General features: G+C 60.7%; 14 protein-coding genes, 1 tRNA gene and 1 pseudogene. 8 read left to right on the forward strand and 8 right to left on the reverse strand.

Features of this window, described 5'->3' with window-relative positions:
* Positions 1-178: 178 nt before the first annotated feature.
* The gene (htpG, locus tag H0A72_RS21115) at positions 179-2,083 is read left to right on the forward strand and encodes a molecular chaperone HtpG (RefSeq protein WP_180158489.1); all 1,905 of its coding nucleotides are present in this window, start codon (positions 179-181) and stop codon (positions 2,081-2,083) included.
* A gap of 49 nt (positions 2,084-2,132) precedes the next feature.
* Here the strand turns inward: htpG and H0A72_RS21120 are convergent, their stop codons facing one another.
* The 4 genes from H0A72_RS21120 to H0A72_RS21135 all read right to left on the reverse strand — a co-directional run bounded on the left by H0A72_RS21120 (position 2,133) and on the right by H0A72_RS21135 (position 4,586).
* Positions 2,133-2,753, reverse strand: a complete 621-nt coding sequence (locus H0A72_RS21120) for an RraA family protein (protein WP_180158490.1) — start codon at positions 2,751-2,753, stop codon at positions 2,133-2,135.
* A 122-nt stretch (positions 2,754-2,875) separates the two neighbouring features.
* Positions 2,876-3,460, reverse strand: a complete 585-nt coding sequence (gene ampD, locus H0A72_RS21125) for a 1,6-anhydro-N-acetylmuramyl-L-alanine amidase AmpD (protein WP_180158504.1) — start codon at positions 3,458-3,460, stop codon at positions 2,876-2,878.
* A 6-nt stretch (positions 3,461-3,466) separates the two neighbouring features.
* On the reverse strand, positions 3,467-3,730 hold the full coding sequence (locus H0A72_RS21130) for a PP0621 family protein (protein ID WP_180158491.1): 264 nt from the start codon (positions 3,728-3,730) through the stop codon (positions 3,467-3,469).
* 1 nt (position 3,731) lies between these two features.
* Positions 3,732-4,586, reverse strand: a complete 855-nt coding sequence (locus H0A72_RS21135; protein WP_180158492.1) for a cytochrome C assembly family protein — start codon at positions 4,584-4,586, stop codon at positions 3,732-3,734.
* An 82-nt stretch (positions 4,587-4,668) separates the two neighbouring features.
* Here H0A72_RS21135 and ffh point away from each other — a divergent pair, with 82 nt between their 5' ends.
* Positions 4,669-6,090 carry a signal recognition particle protein gene (gene ffh, locus H0A72_RS21140; RefSeq protein WP_180158493.1) on the forward strand — a complete coding sequence of 474 codons (1,422 nt, stop codon included), beginning with the start codon at positions 4,669-4,671 and terminating at the stop codon, positions 6,088-6,090.
* Positions 6,091-6,135: 45 nt separating this feature from the next.
* Here the strand turns inward: ffh and thiS are convergent, their stop codons facing one another.
* From thiS to trmB, 3 genes are read right to left on the reverse strand one after another with little or no spacing between them, the layout of a single operon-like run.
* Positions 6,136-6,336, reverse strand: coding sequence for a sulfur carrier protein ThiS (gene thiS / locus H0A72_RS21145; protein ID WP_180158494.1), 201 nt, complete (start codon positions 6,334-6,336; stop codon positions 6,136-6,138).
* Between the two features lie 35 nt (positions 6,337-6,371).
* Positions 6,372-7,313, reverse strand: a complete 942-nt coding sequence (gene pip / locus H0A72_RS21150; RefSeq protein WP_180158495.1) for a prolyl aminopeptidase — start codon at positions 7,311-7,313, stop codon at positions 6,372-6,374.
* 51 nt (positions 7,314-7,364) lie between these two features.
* Positions 7,365-8,060: a tRNA (guanosine(46)-N7)-methyltransferase TrmB gene (gene trmB / locus H0A72_RS21155; protein WP_180158496.1), complete on the reverse strand. Its 696-nt coding sequence runs from the start codon at positions 8,058-8,060 to the stop codon at positions 7,365-7,367.
* Between the two features lie 127 nt (positions 8,061-8,187).
* Between trmB and H0A72_RS21160 the strand changes: the two genes are divergently transcribed.
* The 6 genes from H0A72_RS21160 (at position 8,188) to cas7c (ending at position 16,292) form a co-directional block, all read left to right on the forward strand.
* Positions 8,188-8,261: transfer RNA gene (locus tag H0A72_RS21160), tRNA-Gly, on the forward strand.
* Between the two features lie 143 nt (positions 8,262-8,404).
* Positions 8,405-9,460: a DUF72 domain-containing protein gene (locus tag H0A72_RS21165; RefSeq protein ID WP_180158497.1), complete on the forward strand. Its 1,056-nt coding sequence runs from the start codon at positions 8,405-8,407 to the stop codon at positions 9,458-9,460.
* Positions 9,461-10,238: 778 nt separating this feature from the next.
* Positions 10,239-12,791, forward strand: coding sequence for a CRISPR-associated helicase Cas3' (cas3, locus tag H0A72_RS21170; RefSeq protein WP_246437097.1), 2,553 nt, complete (start codon positions 10,239-10,241; stop codon positions 12,789-12,791).
* Positions 12,776-13,507, forward strand: coding sequence for a type I-C CRISPR-associated protein Cas5c (gene cas5c / locus H0A72_RS21175; RefSeq protein ID WP_180158498.1), 732 nt, complete (start codon positions 12,776-12,778; stop codon positions 13,505-13,507). Before cas3 ends, cas5c begins: the two co-directional genes overlap by 16 nt.
* Positions 13,504-15,420, forward strand: coding sequence for a type I-C CRISPR-associated protein Cas8c/Csd1 (gene cas8c, locus H0A72_RS21180; RefSeq protein ID WP_180158499.1), 1,917 nt, complete (start codon positions 13,504-13,506; stop codon positions 15,418-15,420). The genes cas5c and cas8c overlap by 4 nt, the downstream gene beginning before the upstream one ends.
* 20 nt (positions 15,421-15,440) lie before the next feature.
* The gene (gene cas7c / locus H0A72_RS21185; protein ID WP_180158500.1) at positions 15,441-16,292 is read left to right on the forward strand and encodes a type I-C CRISPR-associated protein Cas7/Csd2; all 852 of its coding nucleotides are present in this window, start codon (positions 15,441-15,443) and stop codon (positions 16,290-16,292) included.
* Between the two features lie 957 nt (positions 16,293-17,249).
* Here the strand turns inward: cas7c and H0A72_RS21190 are convergent.
* A pseudogene (locus tag H0A72_RS21190) lies at positions 17,250-18,371 on the reverse strand (type II toxin-antitoxin system HipA family toxin); the annotation flags it as partial.
* Between the last annotated feature and the right edge of the window lie 125 nt (positions 18,372-18,496).

Raw genomic sequence — 18,496 nt, forward strand, 5'->3', positions numbered from 1 at the left:
CGTAAACCGTACACGTTCTCTTTCTGATTTGTTGTAACGGTATGTATATATATTAGCGCGCTTCCCCTTGAAAACAAGGCGCCCCGCCCCCATTGTCGGGAAACTCCCTTGTGGAAACGGGCGGCGCGCGCGACGAGCGGCCGTCTTGTCTGAACTTTTTCTTCATCAGGTTGCGACAATGACTCAAACAGAAACACCTCCACAGTCGGAAACTCTGGGCTTTCAGGCGGAAGTGAAGCAATTGCTTCATTTGATGATCCATTCGCTGTACAGCAACAAAGAGATCTTCCTGCGCGAACTGGTCTCGAACGCATCGGACGCCTGCGACAAGCTTCGGTTCGAAGCCATCGACAGCCCCGACCTGTACGAAGGTGACGGCGAATTGCGCATACGGGTCGAGTACGACGCCGACAAGAAGACCATTACCGTGTCCGACAACGGCATCGGCATGACGCGCGACGAGGCGGTGGCGAACCTGGGCACGATCGCGCGTTCGGGCACCAAGGAATTCTTTTCCCAACTGACGGGCGACAAGCAGAAAGACGCCCAACTGATCGGCCAGTTCGGCGTGGGTTTTTATTCTTCTTTCATCGTGGCGAAGAAGGTTTCGGTGCTGAGCCGCCGCGCCGGCGCGCCCGAAACCGAAGCGGTCATGTGGGAATCCGATGGCCAGGGCGAGTTCTCGGTCACCCCGGTGGAAAAGGCGGACCGCGGCACGGCGATCACGCTATACCTGCGCGACGACGAAGAAGAATTCGCAAGCGGCTGGAAGCTGCGCGAAGTGCTGCGCCGCTACTCCGATCATATTTCCCTGCCCATCCAGATGCTCAAGGAAGAGTGGGACAATGAAAAATCGGAGCTGGCCAAGAAAAGCGAATGGGAGACCATCAACCAGGCGAGCGCCTTGTGGACACGGGCCAAGTCGGACATCACCGACGAGCAATACCGGGAATTCTACAAGCACGTGGCGCATGATTTCGACGACCCGCTCGCCTGGACGCACAACCGGGTCGAGGGCCGCAGCGAATACACGCAGCTGCTGTACATCCCCAAGCGCGCGCCGCTGGATCTCTGGGACCGCGAGGGCCGGCGCGGCGTGAAGCTGTACGTCAAGCGCGTCTTCATCATGGACGACGCCGAACAGCTGCTGCCGGCCTACCTGCGCTTCGTGCGGGGCGTGATCGATTCGGCCGACCTGCCGCTCAACGTATCGCGCGAGATCCTCCAGGAAAGCCGCGATGTGCGCGTGATCCGCGAGGGCTCCGCCAAGCGCGTGCTGTCCATGCTCGAAGACCTGGCGGAGAACAAGCCCGAGGACTATGCGGCCTTCTGGGAACAGTTCGGCCAAGTGCTGAAGGAAGGCACGGGCGAGGACCCGTCCAACCGCGAGCGCATCGCCAAGCTGTTGCGCTTTGCCTCCACGCATGGCGATACCTCCGCCCAGACCGTATCGCTGGCCGACTATGTGTCGCGCATGAAAGAAGGTCAGGACAAGATCTACTACGTCAGCGCTGAAACCTACGCCGCCGCCAGCAACAGCCCGCACCTGGAAATCTTCCGCAAGAAGGGTCTGGAAGTTTTGCTGCTCTCCGACCGCGTGGACGAATGGATGCTGTCCTATCTGCGCGAGTTCGAAGGCAAGCCCCTGGCTTCCATCGCCAAGGGCGGGCTGGACCTCGACGCGCTGGCGGACGAGGAAGAAAAGAAGCACCAGGCCGAAGTCGCCGAAACCTTCAAGCCGCTGGTCGAGCGCCTGAAGACGGCGCTGGAGGGCAAGGTGAAGGATGTCCGCGTCACCGGCCGCCTGGTGGATTCCCCCGCTTGCGTGGTGGTGGACGAGCACGAGCTCAGCCCGCATCTCTTGCGCATGCTGCAGGCCGCCGGCCAGGCCGCGCCCGAAGTCAAGCCCATACTCGAGATCAACCCGGAGCACGGGCTGATCGCCAAGGTGCAGGCCGCGTCGGACGACACCTTCGGTGAATGGGCCCAGGTGCTGCTGGATCAGGCCATGCTGGCGGAAGGCGGCGGCCTGGCCGACCCGGCCGCTTTCGTGAAGCGCATGAACAAGCTGCTGCTTGGCTAGAAGGCAAGGAATCGGGCCCTATCGGGTCCGATTCCGGGGAAGCCTCGGCTTATTTCGCGTAGGCGTTGGTGTATGTGCCGTTCGCGATGGCCGCCAGCATGTCGGCTTCCTTCTTTTCCTGGGCGCGGACGGCTACCAGCAATTCTTTGGCACCTTCCACGGGGAAGGCGACGATGCCGTCGCCGTCGCCCACGACGATGTCGCCGGGGTTGACGATCATGCCGCCCACGGATACCGGCACATTGATTTCACCGGGGCCGTTCTTGTAGGGGCCGCGGTGGATGGCCGCCTTGGCGAAGACGGGGAAAGTATTTGCCGCAATGACGTCCACGTCGCGGATGGCGCCGTCGATGACGAAGCCGACAGCGCCGCGCGACTTGGCGATGGCGGCCATGATCTCGCCGATCACGGCGCGGCTCAGGTCGCCGCCGCCGTCCACGATGATGAAGTCGCCCGGCTGGATCAGGTCCAGCGCCTTGTGCACGGTGGCGTTGTCGCCGGCACGGGTGCGCACGGTCAGCGCGCGCCCGGCCACGGCGCCGGTGCAGTGGTGGAAGGGGCGTATGCCGACGGCGCCCGGCTCGCGCGCCAGGTTGTCGCTGATGATGGCCGTGGACGAGCTCGCATAGGCTGCGATGAGTTCGCTCAATTCGTTCTGTGTGGTCGACATGGGGTTGTATCCGTCCTTGGTTTGAATGATGTGCCGCTAATTCTATGAAGGCTGCTAGTTTCTAAAAAGCGATAAATAAGCATGGTGCTCGATCGCTTTCCGGAATGCCGGGCGCGTGAGTTTCATGGAACCGGTGGAAGCTGCCTGCGCAGCCAGCCGCCTTCCCGGCCATAGCGGGCCCAGTCGAAGGCCGGGCCGGGGTCGGTTTTGCGGCCGGGGGCGATGTGTTCGTGGCCGCGCACGGCGTTCAATGGATGCCGGGCGCGCAACGCGGCCGTCAGCCGCCTTGCGGCACCGTATTGTTCATGGGTGTAGGGCAGGGTGTCGGTGCCTTCCATTTCTATGCCGATCGAAAAGTCATTGCAGCGTTCGCGGCCCTGGAAGGACGACACGCCGGTATGCCAGGCGCGCAGGTCGGTGGCGACGAACTGCACGATCCGGCCGTCCCGGCGCACAAGGAAGTGGGCCGACACCCGCAGCCCGCGCAGCCGCGGCAGCCAGGGATGCGAGTCGTAGTCCAGCCGGTTCAGGAAAAGATCGATGACCTCCGTGCCGCCGAACCGGCCGGGCGGCAGGCTGATGTTGTGCATGACCAGCAGGGTGGCATCCTGGCCGGGCGGGCGCTCGTCATGATTGGGCGAGGGCGCCAGGGCGACGCCGGCGGACGGCCGCAGCCAGCCGTGGCGGTCCAGCTGCAGTGTGCTCAGCATGGCCTAGTAGGGCCTTTTGACGTTGGCGGGCCCAAGGCGGGCGTGTTCCTGGCTGCACCAGGTGTGGCCGTCGATCAGCACGGCCTCGGACCGCGGCAGGTGTATGCCGCAATGTTCGCAGCGGACCATGGATTCCGGCTTGGCGCCGGGCCGGGGTGCGTCAGGGGCGTTTTCGTTCAGGCGGCTTCTTTCATTGTGGCGGGCCAGCACGCGGGCGGCCATCAAGGCGGCGAGAATGAGTATGATCCAGAATAATATTTTTCCCACTTCAGCCCCGGTGCAGTATCACGTCGATGACGAAACGGCTGCCGCTGTACGACAGCAATATGAAGGCGAAGCCGACCAGGGTCCAGCGCAAGGCGATGCGCCCGCGCCAGCCGCGCGTATAGCGGCCCACCAGCAGGCCGCCGAAGGTGAACCAGGACAGCAGCGTGAATATGGTTTTGTGGTCCATGGGCACCAGGTTGGTGGTCAGGCGTATGGACACGATGGCGCCGGTGATGACGGTGAGCGTCAGAATGGCGAAGCCGAACCAGATCAGCCTGAACAGCAGGACTTCCTGCACCAGGAGCGGCGGCATGGAGTCCAGGGCGCGCCCCATGATGCTGCGCATGGCCGCGGATTCCACCGGCCGGTGCAGCTGGCGGTCGAGGGCCGCCATGAGCACGGCCTGCAGCGCCGCCACGGTGATCAGGCCGTAGGCGGTGAGTGCGATGAGCAGATGCAGGCGCAGCCATTCGCCGGCCTGGGCGATCAGGTGCCCGCCGGGAAACAGGCCGGCCACCAGCGTCGCCGCCGCGGACGCCGGCAGCAGGATGAGCAGCAGGCCGTCGATGCGCATGGCGAAGCTTTCCAGCCAGAACACGACCATGCCCAGCCAGATGGCGGCGGACAGGGCCAGCGCCCAGCCCAGGTAGATGCCATGGCTGCCCGGCAATATCGTTTGCGCGAGGCCCGCGCCGTGCAGGGCGATGGCGCCCGCCAGGCAGACGCGCCGGACTTTTCCGGCCGATACGCCGCCTTCCTTGCCGGCTCGGTTCGACCACAATGGCTTCCATAGCGAACCGGCCAAAATGGCGTATGCCGCGGCGGCCAGCAAGTGAAATACAATGCCTGAAGACATAGTCCCTTAACGTTCTGGTTGTCGGACTATTTTAGTCCGGATACAGACAGATCATTTAGCAAGTTTAAGCGAAACCATTGTTATGCTCGACAATCTGACCCAACGGCTTTCGCGCGTCGTCAAGACCATGCGCGGCGAGGCGCGGCTCACCGAAGCCAATACGCAAGACATGTTGCGCGAGGTCCGCATGGCCTTGCTCGAGGCCGACGTGGCGCTGCCCGTGGTGCGCGATTTCGTCGCGCGGGTGAAGGAACGCGCCCTCGGCCAGGACGTGGTCGGCAGCCTGAACCCCGGCCAGGCGCTGGTCGGCATCGTGCACAAAGAGCTCACCGCGCTCATGGGCGGCGACCTGGGCGAAGCCGCCAGCGAGCTTTCCCTGGCCACGCAGCCGCCCGCCGTGATCCTGATGGCGGGCCTGCAAGGGGCGGGCAAGACCACCACCACCGGCAAGCTGGCCAAGTGGCTGGCCGAAGGCAATCACACCCACAACGGCCGCAAGACCGGCAAGAAGAAGGTGCTGGTGGTCAGCGCCGACGTCTACCGCCCCGCCGCCATCGAGCAATTGAAGACGGTGGCCGCCCAGGTCAAGGTGGATTTCCTGCCTTCCGACGCCACGCAGAAGCCCGAGCACATCGCGCAGGCTGCGCTGGACCACGCCAGGCGCCATCACTACGACATCCTCATCGTCGATACGGCGGGCCGGCTGGGCATAGACGAAGCCATGATGCGCGAGATCCGCGCCCTGCATGATCTTCTCAAGCCCATCGAAACCCTGTTCGTGGTCGACGCCATGCAGGGCCAGGACGCCGTCAACGTGGCGCGCGCTTTCGCAGACGCCTTGCCGCTGACCGGGGTGGTGCTGACCAAGCTGGACGGCGATGCGCGCGGGGGCGCCGCGCTGTCGGTGCGCCATGTCACCGGCAAGCCGCTCAAGTTCGTGGGCCTGTCGGAAAAGCTCGACGGGCTCGAGCCCTTCCACCCTGAACGCATGGCGCAGCGCGTGCTGGGCATGGGCGACATCGTGTCGCTGGTCGAGCAGGCGCAGCGCAACATCGACGTGGCCGAGGCCGAAAAGCTGGCGGCCAAGATCAAATCGGGCGATCGCTTCGACCTGAACGATTTCCGCGAACAGCTCATGCAGGTCAAGAAAATGGGCGACATGGGCTCGCTGCTGGAAAAGCTGCCCGCGCAGTTTGCGCAGGCGGCCGGCCAGCTGCAAGGCGGCCAGGCCGAGAAACAGCTGCGCCGCAGCGAAGGCATACTCAATTCCATGACGCCGGCCGAGCGCGCCAAGCCCGAGCTCCTGAAGGCGTCGCGCAAGCGCCGCATCGCGGCGGGCGCCGGCGTGCCGGTGCAAGAGGTCAACCGCCTGCTGTCCCAGTTCGATCAGATGCAGGGCATGATGAAGCAGATGAAGAAGGGTGGCATGGCCAAGATGATGCGCGCCATGGGTGGGCTCAAGGGCATGGGCAAGGGCGGCTTCCCGGGCTTCGGCCGCCGCTGACGCATTCGGTGCGCGGCGCTCGCGCCGCGTTATTCCCGCCCGCCGTCAGCCCCCGCCCACCGCCACCACGATCTCGATTTCGTCGTTGTCGGCGATGGGGGTGGATGCATGTTGGCTCTTGGGGACGATGTCGCCGTTGCGCTCTACCGCGATGCGCTTGTCCTGGTAGCCCAGGTGCCGCACGAGACCCGCGATGGTGTCGATCTGGTCAAGCTGCAATGGTTTGCCATTGAGGGTGACGTTCATGGTCTGGAATCCTGCGTGATCAAGGTTGTTGGCTATCAAAATTGTTGGCTGAATTTATCGGTCGCGGCGATCAGGCGCGGCAAGATGCCGGGCTCGTCGAACGCATGGCCAGCGTCTTCCACCAAGTGGAACTCCGCCTGCGGCCATGCCTGGTGCAATTCCCACGCCGTCCTGACCGGCGTGCAGGCATCGTAGCGGCCCTGGACGATGACGCCCGGGATGTCCCGCAAGCGCTGCGCGTCTCTTAGCAACCGGCCTTCTTCCAGAAAACCCTGGTTCACGAAATAATGGCTTTCGATGCGGGCGAAGGCCAGGGCGTCTTCATCGGCGGCGTAGGCCTGCTGATGCATGAGGTTGGGCAGCAGGGTGATGGTGTTGCTTTCCCATTGCGTCCAGGCGTGTGCGGCTTCCATCTGGCTGCGCCGGTCAGCGCCCGTGAGCCGCTTGTGATAGGCGGTGATCAGGTCGTGCCGCTCGGCGGGCGGAATGGGCGCGAGGAAACTTTGCCAGTGGTCGGGGAACAGCCAGGACGCCCCTTCCTGATAAAACCATTGTAGCTCCTGCCGCCGGACGGTGAAGACCCCGCGCAAGATCAGTTCGCTCACGCGCTCCGGATGCTGCTGCGCATAGGCCAGCGCCAGCGTCGAACCCCATGATCCGCCGAAAACCAGCATGCGTTCGGCGGCCAGGATTTCGCTGCGCAGGCGTTCCATGTCGGCAGTCAGATGCCAGGTGGTGTTGTTGTCCAGGCAGGCATGCGGCGCCGACCGCCCGCAGCCGCGCTGGTCGAACAGCAAGACCTTGTAGCGCTGCGGATTGAACAGCCGCCGATGCACCGGCGAACAGCCGCTGCCGGGTCCGCCGTGCAGGAAGATCGCAGGCTTGCCCCGGGGGTTGCCGCACAACTCCCAGTAAACGCTGTGACCGTCTTCCGTATTCAGGAAGCCGTGGGCATAGGGCTGTATTTCCGGGTACACGAGAGAAGCTTCCCTTCAGGGTGACGATGAAACCGGCAGGCGGCGGCCCGCCTACTTGCGCTTGAAAATCAGGTCCCACACGCCATGGCCGAGCCGCAGGCCGCGGGTTTCGAACTTGGTCTGTGGGCGGAAGTCCGGGCGGGGCGCATAGCCGTCGCAGGTGTTTTCAAGCAGGGGTTCGCCGCCGAGCACCGCCAGCATCTGCTCGGCGTAGTTTTCCCAGTCGGTCGCGCAGTGGATGTAGCCGCCCGGGCGGATGCGGCTGGCCAGCAGCGCAATGAACGGGGGCTGGATCAGGCGGCGCTTGTGGTGGCGCTTCTTGGGCCAGGGATCCGGGAAATAGATGTGCACGCCCGCCAGTGTATCGGGGGCGATCATGTCGCGCGCGACTTCCACCGCATCGTGCTGGATGATGCGTATGTTGCGGACGCCGGATTCATCGATGCGCTTGAGCAGCGCCCCGACGCCGGCGTTGAAGACCTCCACGCCAAGGAAGTTGTCGTCGGGACGGGCTTCAGCGATTTTCTGCGTGGTTTCGCCCATGCCGAACCCGATTTCCAGGATGGTGGGCGCATTGCGCCCGAAAGCCTTGTCCAAGTCCAGGACGGCGGGGCGATAGGGAATGGCCCATTGCGGCATCAGGCGGTCCAGCGCGGTCTTCTGCCCCGGCGTAATGTGCGAGCGCCGATGCACGAAGCTGCGTATGTGGCCGAATTTCGATTCGGGAGTTTCGGTGCTTGTATTCATAGGCTGGATTGTAGTGATTGCCGGAGTTTATTTCATGAATTCGGCATACGGATGCATGGTCTTGCGCACGAAACCGCGGTCGGCGCTATAATGCAAAGCCTTTGACGAGGCGCTCGCCTCGTCGCATGCGGGTGTAGCTCAATGGTAGAGCAGAAGCTTCCCAAGCTTAAGACGAGGGTTCGATTCCCTTCACCCGCTCCAGGATTCAAGCAAGGCCTAGGCTTCGGTTTGGGCCTTTTGTATTTGGCGCAGCAGTTCCGTGCGCTCGGGCGAACCACTCGTCCACCGGACGCCTGCCCGGCATTGAAGTACTCTTCAGCTATCTCAATGCCGGCACGATAAGCATGCAAGACGATCTTTTTGGAGATGCGGCGCCCCAGCCGCCAGCCAAGTCCCTGGCCAATGCAGCGCCTCGTGTGCCTTCGGCGTCCTCTGCCGGCCAGAACGCGGCCAAAGTGCGTCCCGCCCCCACTGTGCAGGCTTGGTGCGAGCTGGCGCGGCAGTTGCCGGCACAGTTGCGTTTCGGTGTCTCCACATGGTCCTATCCGGGCTGGGAAGGCCTGGTCTGGGACGGCGTCTACGATGCGAGCACCCTGTCGAAGAACGGCCTTGACGCCTACCACCGGCATCCGCTGTTGCGTACGGTCTGCGTGGACCGCACGTTCTGGCGCCCTTTGACGGCAAGCCAATATGCCGCGTATGCGGGCCAGGTCGATGATGACTTCCGTTTCGTCGTCAAATGCCCGGCGAGCATCACGGACGCCCAGATACGCAGCGCCGAAGGCAAGGGGCGCGAGCCCAATCCCGGCTTTCTCGAACCGAGCCTCGCCATCGAACACTTTGTGCAACCGACGCTCCAAGGACTGGGCGCCAAGCTCGGCGTTCTCGTCTTCCAGCTGAGTCCTTTGCCGTGGAGCCTGCTCAGCCGGCCCATGTTAGTGCTGGACAGGTTGGATCGTATGCTGGTCGCCGTCCGGCAAGCCTTGCATGCACACGCCTCTGTGATCGTCGCCGTGGAAGTCCGAGATCCCGAGCTGCTGGGCAAGGCGCTGGTTGACACACTCAAGGCGCATGGCGCCACCTTCTGCCTGGGCCTGCATGCCAAGATGCCGCCGATCGAAGAGCAGCTGCCCATGCTGCGTGCGCTCTGGCCGGGTCCGCTGGTCTGCCGGTGGAACCTGAATCGCATCTTTGGCGCGTATGGCTATGCCGACGCGCAGAAGAAGCACGATCCGTTCAACGCCATCCTCAGCGAGGATCCCCACACGCGCGCCGTGCTGGCGCGCACCATCCGCGGCATCACGGGCGCAGGCCAACCGGCCTACGTGACCATCAGCAACGATGCCGAAGGCTGCGCGCCGCTCTCTATTCAGAAGCTCGCGCAGGCTGTTGTGGCGTAGGGGCTGTCTGGCTGTAGAGTATGCTGGAGATCGGCTGCAACATGAATGTTGGTCGTCGCGGAGCTCGGTAGACAAGCCTGCGACCCATCTGCAGGAAGCGTCAGTCTTGTAGTGGAATGCGCGAGCCCGGAGCGTACAGTGGATTTCCAGTAGCGGCTCGTGCGAATTCAACTAATTGAAACCAAAAGATTTTTCCCGAGGACTGTGACATTCTTTGCTGACGCTTGGCTACGATGTAGAAGTTCGCGGAGAAGAGGAGTTGCCGCCTGTGGGGGCAGTAAGTTACAAAGCGTAAGTCGCACCCTTTGCGGATGCGCGGATTGAAACGGGTGTGGGGTACATCATCGTGGTCATGGACGGCTGTCGCACTCCGCGCAGGCGTGTGTGGGTTGTAACAACATCCCGGACTCGTGGCACAGAATCTGCGGCCGTTACGCCCTTCGCGGGCGTGTGGATTGAAACCTAATAGACGGGCTTTGGTTCCTAATGGACGGAAAGTCACCTTCGCGGGTGCGTGGGTTGAAACGAAAGATCACGATCGCGTGGGAACGACGCCAGCCAGAGCACACCGTGTGTGAGTACATGGTGTGAAACTCGATGTCGAGGTGGTAGCAGTCCATCTTGTCTTCGGGTACCCGCGGCGGCGAGGGCTCAAAGCTAGACTCTGTGCTCTCGACCTTGTTCAAGTCTCACAGTTGGGGGGATGGTTTTCTTAGCAAAGCAAGAAGCTGGAAACTTAGGCTGGCTACTAAATGATACATTCAGATAAAAAATATATATGAATTCCTTGGCTGTCAGAAAGAGCGTTGTTCAGATGTCCCCAACCCATTTAGCAGTCGCCCACTATCGCACACTCGATAGCCAAGTCCATACTTTACGCCAGCATTTGCGAGGTACGGGGATTCTTACCCGTCGTTTTGCCAGAAAGATCGGACTGTCCAATCTGGGGGAGTTAATGGGACTACTCCATGATCTTGGCAAATACGGTATTGCGTTTCAAACATATCTGATGTCGGCGTTAGGCATCCGCGATCCTGATCTTGATGCCGACGACTCTCCCCGTGCTAATAAGGTGCGCGGCGGAGTCGATCACTCTACTGCCGGCGCGCAATGGATCTGGAAGTTGCTGTCATCATCTGGTAATCCTGAATTGACATTTGCAGGCCAATGGATGGCATTGTGTATTGCCTCCCATCACTCGGGGCTAATCGACTGTCTGACCCCAGACGGCGTAGATCGTTTCTCCGAGCGTATGCGCAAAGCCGACGCAGATACCCACCTGGAAGAAGCTTGGAGCAAGGCAGATGCCGATGTCCGTCAGCGCATCGAACGCCTGGCGCAATCTCCGGCATTGAAGATCGAAATTCTGCAGTTAATCCATCGCATCCAAGGCGTTGGGACGCCAGGCAAGGACGGCTTTCTAGCCCGTCGCATGCGACTAGGATTGGCAGCCCGCTTTGCCTTCAGCTGTCTAATCGCGGGCGACCGCATCGACACCGCACATTTCAGCGATCCCGCCGGCGTACGCTGGCGGCAAGGCGGGCCTTATCATCATTGGCCGAAGCTCGTTGATCGATTGGAGCGTCACTTGGCTGCGTTTCCCTGCCGAAGTCCCATCGATAGCATACGTCAGTCCATTTCTACTGCATGCTTTGAGGCCGCTGCGCGGCCTGCCGGCATCTATACCCTGAGTGTCCCAACTGGAGGTGGCAAGACGTTGGCCAGCTTACGTTTTGCCTTGCACCATGCTGCCACGCATCGGCGTGACCGCATTATCTATGTCACGCCTTTCACCTCCATCATCGAGCAGAACGCAGAGGTGGTGCGTCAAGTGTTGGAAACTGATGGCCAGGTGAGGCATGGACGGCGCATCGTGCTGGAGCATCACAGTAATCTCGGGGCTGAGCGCCAAACCTATGCTGATAAGCTCTTGCATGAGGACTGGGATGCACCGGTAGTATTTACCACCATGGTGCAGTTTCTAGAAGCATTGTTTGGCACTGGTACGCGCGGTGTGCGGCGTCTGCACCAGCTCGCCAATGCGGTATTGGTGTTTGACGAAATACAGACGCTTCCGATCCGTTGTGTGCACTTGTTCAACCATGCTATCAACTTCTTGGTACAGGAGGGTGGCAGTACGGTGGTGCTCTGCACGGCCACGCAACCTTTGCTGCATCGAGTCGATGAGAAAAAGGGAGCGTTGGCGCTAGCGTTCCAGGCTGAATTGATGCCGGATGCTGATGGTTTGTTCGGGTCGCTGCGACGAGTGCAGGTGTGCGACCTGCGCCGGGACGGCGGCTGGGATAATTCCGCGATCGCTGGTCTCGCCGTCGAGGCGGTAGAGACTCAAGGCAACTGCCTAGTGATCGTCAATACCAAGCGGGCGGCTCGAGATTTATTTCAACACTTGGCGGCACGAAGGGGAAAGGAAGGAGTCTTCCATCTCAGTACCGATATGTGTCCAGCGCATCGCCGTCAAGTGTTGCGGAATGTGAAAGAACGTCTGCGGCGTGGCTTGCAAGTGGCGTGTGTCAGCACGCAGCTGATTGAGGCAGGGGTTGATGTTGACTTCCGGGTTGTGGTCCGATTCTTGGCGGGTTTAGACTCGATTGCGCAGGCGGCGGGCCGTTGCAACCGCAATGGCAGGCCCGAGCCGGGATTGGTCTACATCGTCAATCCGGCGGAAGAGAACCTCGCCATGCTGCCGGACGTTGCGGAGGGGCGTATCCACGCGGGCGCAATTCTTGATCGATTTCGCCTCGACCCTGCGCGCTACAACCACGACTGCTTGGGCCGTCAGGCAATGGCTGAGTACTACGAGCATTACTTCTTCCAGCGTCAGCACGATATGGATTATCCGCTGCCGCGTGCAGCTTTCTACGGCGCTTCGTTGCTTGAATTGCTGTCTGACCAGAAAGGGGCGTGCGAAACCTACCAACGTCAGCAGCAGCGCGCGTATCCGCACGAGTTGCGTCAGGCGTTTCAGACGGCGGCGCGCGAGTTCCGCTCCATCGACACCCAGACCGATTCGGTGATCGTACCCTACGCGGAAGAAGGTAAGGCACTGGTCCTAGACTTCTTCGCGCAGTTTGAGCGTCACCACATGGGTCCGCGAGATCCGGCTGTAGCTGCCATGCTAATGCGCCAGGCACAGGGATATACGGTCAACGTCTATCCACACATACTCCGCAGGTTGAAGGAACGGAGTGCCCTGACTTTATTAGGCGGTAGCAGCCTTTATTGTCTCAATGTCGATTTCTACGACGCAGATTTTGGCCTTGCGATAGAGGCAGTCAATTCTCGGGAGGTGTTTATATGGGACAACCTGTGAGAAAGAATACGATCGAGTTTCGGGTGTGGAGCCAGCATGCGTTGTTCACCGATCCCCTCACCAGGATTGGCGGGGAAAAATGCTCCTACCATATTCCAACGTATGAAGCGATCAAAGGCGTAGTTAAATCCATCTACTGGAAGCCGACGTTTGTTTGGATAATTGACGAATTGCGGGTAATGAAACGCATTCGTACACAGGCAAAGGGTGTGAAACCGCTGAAGTACGGTGGTGGCAACACGCTGGCGCTTTACACGTATCTAACGGATGTAGAGTACCAGGTACGTGCGCATTTCGAATGGAATGAACATCGACCAGAACTCGCCACTGATCGTATCGATGGCAAGCACTATGCCTTGGCTCGACGTATGCTCGAGCGCGGTGGTCGTCAAGACGTGTTCCTGGGTACGCGAGAATGCCAGGGTTATGTCGAGCCGTGCGAGTTTGGCAGCGGGCCGGGGGAACTCGATGAGGATGGGAAGCTAAGCTTTGGGCTGATGTTTCATGGCTTCGACTATCCCGACGAGACTGGCCGTCCCGAGTTGCATGCCCGCTTCTGGAGGCCGGTATTGTGTGGCGGCCGTTTGGTTTTCTCTCGCCCAGAGGATTGCAGTGAGCGCAAATTCGTACGCGCTATGACGTCCAAAGCCTTCGGTGCGGGCAGCAATTTGAAAGCCGTGACCGACGAGTCCGGCAACATGGAGGGACCGAGATGAGCTGGCTGAGCGAACTGCACGATGTCTACCAACGCACGCAGGCGCAAGCGGCGGATCGGCCGCAGCCCATCGCTCACACCAACCAGCAGGTCCATGTGGAGATCGTATTGGATGCGCAAGGCAGACTGCTACACGCGGAGGTCGTGCCCAAGGAGCGGGCAATCACGCTGATTCCCTGCACTGAGGCCTCAGGCGGACGTGCCGGCAGCAAACCTACAGCACACCCGTTGTGCGACAAACTGCAGTACGTGGCCGGCGACTTCACGGCACGCGGCGGAATTGTGACGTCAGGCTTTGCGAGCGACGTCACCGAGCCTCACCGCATCTATCTAGAGTTGCTCTCAGATTGGGCGCGGTCGGCATACACGCATGCCAAGCTGCAAGCAATTTTGGCCTATGTACGGCGAGGGCAAGTGGTGACCGATCTGATCGCCGCTCGAGTGCTGCCTGCCGATGGGCAGGGGCAACTGCTATCGACATGGAACGGTGATCGGGACGAGACGCCGGCGATCTTCAAAGTATTGGCGGGAAACGGCGAACCTCAGGACGCCATGGTGCGATGGCGAGTGGACACCGGCGGCGTACAACACGGTTGCTGGGAGGACGAAGCCCTGATCGAAGCCTGGGTGAGGCACTATGTCAGCCTGCAAACTCAAATTGGGTTCTGCATGGTGCAGGGGGGCGATACGCCACTGGCTGAGCAGCATCCGGCTAAGTTGCGTCATGCGGCTGATCAAGCCAAGCTGATCTCCAGCAACGACACCAGCGGGTTTACATTTCGGGGCCGATTTCTGACGGCTGGCCAAGCTTCAGGCGTGGGGTTTGAGGTCACGCAGCGGGCTCACAACGCATTGCGCTGGCTAATCGAACGGCGCGGCTCACGTCGAGGAGGCTTGGTGATCGTGAGCTGGGCGCAACGTACTATTCTGGCCCCCAATCCTGATGTCGGCAGTCGTGGGTTGTTTGGCGACGAGCTCGATGACGTATCCTTGAACGACGAACGCGTAGGCGAAGCTTATGCGCAGCGGTTGCGTCATGCGTTGGCGGGATACCGGGCACGCTTCGACGATGCCGAGGGCGTGATCGTCATGGCGCTGTATTCTGCCACGCTTGGGCGCATGGCTATTGTGTACTACCGTCAGTTGCCGAATTCCGAGTTTTTGCAGCACCTGGAGCGTTGGCATCTGGCCTTCGCATGGCCACAGAATTACGGCAAATCACTGCGCTTTGTTGGGGCGCCGTCACCCGTCGATATTGCTCAGGCCGCGTACGGCGCTCGGGTGGATGAGAAACTGGAGGGCGCCACGCGCGCGCGCCTTTTACCTTGCATTGTGGATGGATCTCCCTTTCCTTTGGACCTTGTGCGAAACGCCTGTCAGCGAGCGGCGAACCGCGCCGGTCTGGATTGGTGGGACTGGGAAAAGACATTGGGCATTGCTTGCGCTCTCTATCGGGGCGCTCATCCAGAGAGGAACTACACCATGGCATTGGATCGTACCCGGATCAGCCGGGACTATCTGTTCGGACGGCTCCTAGCCGTAGCGGACAATCTGGAACAACGGGCATTGAGCTTGGCTGGTGAGAACCGCGAGACCAATGCGGCACGCTATATGGCGCAGTTTGCCAGCCACCCGTTGTCGACTTGGAAGCGTCTGGACAGCGAGCAATTGGCGCCGTATCGGCGCCGCCTTCTCGCGCGGGAACCCGGATTTCTCATAGCGCGCGACAGGGAAATTCGCGAGATCTGCGACTTGTTCAACCCCGACGAGTTCACCGACACAGCGTTGAGCGGCGAGTTTCTATTGGGTTTTCACTGCCAGCGTAGTGCTCTATGGGCCAAGGGGGAGCGCGCTTCCAAAGCCCAGGACTACGCGGTAGCGGCCGATATTGGCAACGACACTTCCAACATATGATCAAGCTTGAGGACCACACCATGACCACGCTTCAGAACAAGATCGACTTTGCCATTGTGTTTTCTGTGCACCATGCCAATCCGAATGGCGATCCGCTCAACGGCAATCGGCCACGGACGGACTATGAGGGTATTGGAGAGATGACTGACGTATGCCTTAGACGCAAGTTGCGTGACCGTCTTGCTGAGAATGGTCACGCTATTTTCGTGCAATCGGATGATCGCAAGACAGATGGCGAAGCGAGTCTACGGAGCCGTGCCGAGAGCGTGCTGGGCAAGGCGGCCTTTGGCAAGTCGGCGAGCCGCGACGAGACAGCACGCAAGGCTTGCGAGGCCTGGCTTGACGTACGTGCTTTTGGACAGGTATTTGCCTTTGGAAAGGGAGGCGAGGCCAGCGGTGTTTCGATCCCCGTCCGCGGTCCTGTAACGCTCCAGTCGGCCTTCAGCTTGGAACCCGTAATCGTGACAAGCACGCAGATCACCAAAAGTGCTAGCGGTGAGGGTGATGGCAGCAAACGAGGTTCAGACACCATGGGAATGAAATATCGAGTAGACCATGGTGTGTACCAGACCTATGGCAGCATCAACCCGCAACTGGCGGAGCGCACAGGGTTCAGCGATGCCGACGCTGAGGCCATCCGTCAGTCTCTGCCCCGCTTGTTCGAAAACGACGCTTCTTCAGCTAGGCCAGAGGGCAGCATGCAAGTGCTCAAGATCATCTGGTGGCGGCACAATTCCAAGGTAGGCCAATTCTCCTCGGCCAAAGTGCATGAGTCCTTGCGTGCTCTTTTGCAGCCCGACGGCGCATTCGATGAGAGTGCACTCAAGTCGGCGTTGCCTGGCTTGGAGCCGGAGATCATCAACGGCTTCTGATCAACACCTGGGGAGCTCCAACGTGGATGGGAGTCCGATACTGCTGTCGGCACTCCAGCATTATCTCTATGCGGTATTTGGGAAATGCGGGGGTCAGGGTAATCCCCCGCGATGATTTGAGTCGCCCTGGGGCGCCATCAGGATGCCTAGAAACCACGCTGGCGGAGGTTCGTCGCGTATCGCATTGATCCGCCTACATCATTAATCTTATGGTGTATTGTGCGAACCCGCAGTGTTCAATAGATTCCCAGTTAAGGTTCGCGTCAACTCAAGCGGTTGAAATAAAGAGACTTTTATCCGAGGGTAGAATGGTTTGTGCAGACGCTCGGGCGATAATGTGATGGTTCGCAGTGAAAAAGATTTTTTCGCCTGTAGTTGCAATAGGTCTGTAGGTGCAATAGGTTGCAGAGACTAGGCCGCACCCCGTACGGGCGTGTGGATTGAAACGAGCGCGGCAGCCGCACCGTCGGCTTTGCCGTCTAGTCATACCCTGTACGGGTGCGTGGATTGAAACCGGGAGTTCGCCTGGCGGTTCGTCAACGTAATGGTCACCACACCCTAGATGGGTATGTGGATTGAAATTGCGCCGGTTTGGCCGGCGCTTTTAAAAAAGGCTACATCCTCGCTCGAGCTGTTGCCGGGCTTTATGCGTGATGCCTTGTACTGCGATCGGCGGTTTCGGACCCTGAACGTGATTGGCGATACGAATCGGTAGTGCCCGTGCATCGAAATCGGCACATCGATCCCTTCGACACGCTTGATTCGTACCTTGTGAGCCACCAGATCGACTGCTCCGGCCCGCCGGACGCCATCCGCTTGGACGGCGGTCCGAAGATGGCCTCACGGGGTTCACCGAGCAGGAGATAGGCAAGGAGTTGCTGTTCGATATATCCAGCCATGAAAGCCAAACCAGAACGCCTTCATCGAACGGTTCATCCGGATCCCCGAACCGAAGTGTTATCCCTGCAGCAGCTCAGCAACTGCATCCGTCTGCCCATGCTCGAAAGCTGCCGCGAAATCATCCAGTTCGTTCGTGCGGAGCCCGACCTCTGCGCCGAGAGCGATTTGCCGCCAGTTCACTACCGCTGCATGAACCTCGGCCAGTACGGCCATCGCCTGTTCCCTATCCAATGCGAAGTAAGGCGCGCGAGCCAGCAACATATGCACATCGGTGATCGGTCCATCTTCCTCGGACAGCCAGGTCTTGGATTCCCGCTCTTTGTCCGGAAATGGATTGATATCGAAGGCTGGCGCAAGGCGCCACAGTCCGTGCTCCACATGTAGGAAGCCGTGATTCTGCAAGTGATCGTCCACGTTGGTGATCAGCAGGTTGAATGCGAGACGGCGCCAGAGCTGCTGTAAATCCCGAGTAGGCGCATGGCAATAGGAGCGGATGGCGTCCGCGATTTCCGTGTAGCTGCGATCCTCTTCGCGCGGCGCCTGCAGCATCGAGGCCGCCGATTGATAGGGGATGCGGCCATCGGATTGGTCGCGATCGAATCGACGGATGACGGCGACTGGCACGTCGGCGAGTGAAACGATGCGCGCGGGTGCGGCGTCGATGCCTGCGAGCGCCGCCAGTTTCAATGCCAACACTTCGCCACGCGTCACGCTGCGCGTGTCATCCACGCTCGGGAGCTTCCCGATGGCCAGCCGGCCGTCCTCGTCCACCAGCGTGCACTTGGGCCGCATGCCGCCCAGCGACGTCCCTTTACCCTGCAGGTAGCGCAAGTCCTCGGACGTTTCTTGGCCGCGCTCGACAGCCCGGCTTGCCTGATAGATGCGCTCCAGTTCGATCAATGGCGGAGTACTGCGCTGTCCCTGAGGCACTGTTCGATGCCAATTCCCTTCCGGACCGATCAGGCGCAAAGCGCCCACTCGGCTGAAGTCGTCTACCGCCAGCAGGTAGTCCAGTTCGGTGAGCGGCGCCAATCGCGGCTCGACTTTGCGGCGCTTGGCATGGTCGCGGGCGATGATGCGTCGGCCCCAGGCATCCGGCGCGGTGTCCGCAATCGCGCCATGAAACACGGAGTCGTGTGTCGATGCGGCCTTGTGCGACTGGTAGCCAGGCATCAGTTGTCAAGGGTCATCCAAATTTCCCCATCCATGGTCATTCAATTTTCCCCACCCTAGTTCCCGTCATTCGACGGAGGGGGTTTCAGCGGGTCTGACCAGGCCCGCTTTGAGCTTGTCTTTCAGGCGGT

Origin of the sequence: Parapusillimonas granuli, assembly GCF_013416525.1 — a bacterium.
GTDB classification, from domain to species: Bacteria; Pseudomonadota; Gammaproteobacteria; order Burkholderiales; family Burkholderiaceae_B; genus Parapusillimonas; species Parapusillimonas granuli.

What these genes read in the sequence shown, in the direction of transcription:
- cas7c (WP_180158500.1), top strand. Translation starts at nt 15,441, where the DNA reads ATGACCACGCTTCAGAACAAGATCGACTTTGCCATTGTGTTTTCTGTG.
- H0A72_RS21165 (WP_180158497.1), top strand. Translation starts at nt 8,405, where the DNA reads ATGCAAGACGATCTTTTTGGAGATGCGGCGCCCCAGCCGCCAGCCAAG.
- cas5c (WP_180158498.1), top strand. Translation starts at nt 12,776, where the DNA reads ATGGGACAACCTGTGAGAAAGAATACGATCGAGTTTCGGGTGTGGAGC.
- thiS (WP_180158494.1), bottom strand. Translation starts at nt 6,336, where the DNA reads ATGAACGTCACCCTCAATGGCAAACCATTGCAGCTTGACCAGATCGAC.
- trmB (WP_180158496.1), bottom strand. Translation starts at nt 8,060, where the DNA reads ATGAATACAAGCACCGAAACTCCCGAATCGAAATTCGGCCACATACGC.
- H0A72_RS21120 (WP_180158490.1), bottom strand. Translation starts at nt 2,753, where the DNA reads ATGTCGACCACACAGAACGAATTGAGCGAACTCATCGCAGCCTATGCG.
- cas3 (WP_246437097.1), top strand. Translation starts at nt 10,239, where the DNA reads ATGAATTCCTTGGCTGTCAGAAAGAGCGTTGTTCAGATGTCCCCAACC.
- htpG (WP_180158489.1), top strand. Translation starts at nt 179, where the DNA reads ATGACTCAAACAGAAACACCTCCACAGTCGGAAACTCTGGGCTTTCAG.
- H0A72_RS21135 (WP_180158492.1), bottom strand. Translation starts at nt 4,586, where the DNA reads ATGTCTTCAGGCATTGTATTTCACTTGCTGGCCGCCGCGGCATACGCC.
- ffh (WP_180158493.1), top strand. Translation starts at nt 4,669, where the DNA reads ATGCTCGACAATCTGACCCAACGGCTTTCGCGCGTCGTCAAGACCATG.
- cas8c (WP_180158499.1), top strand. Translation starts at nt 13,504, where the DNA reads ATGAGCTGGCTGAGCGAACTGCACGATGTCTACCAACGCACGCAGGCG.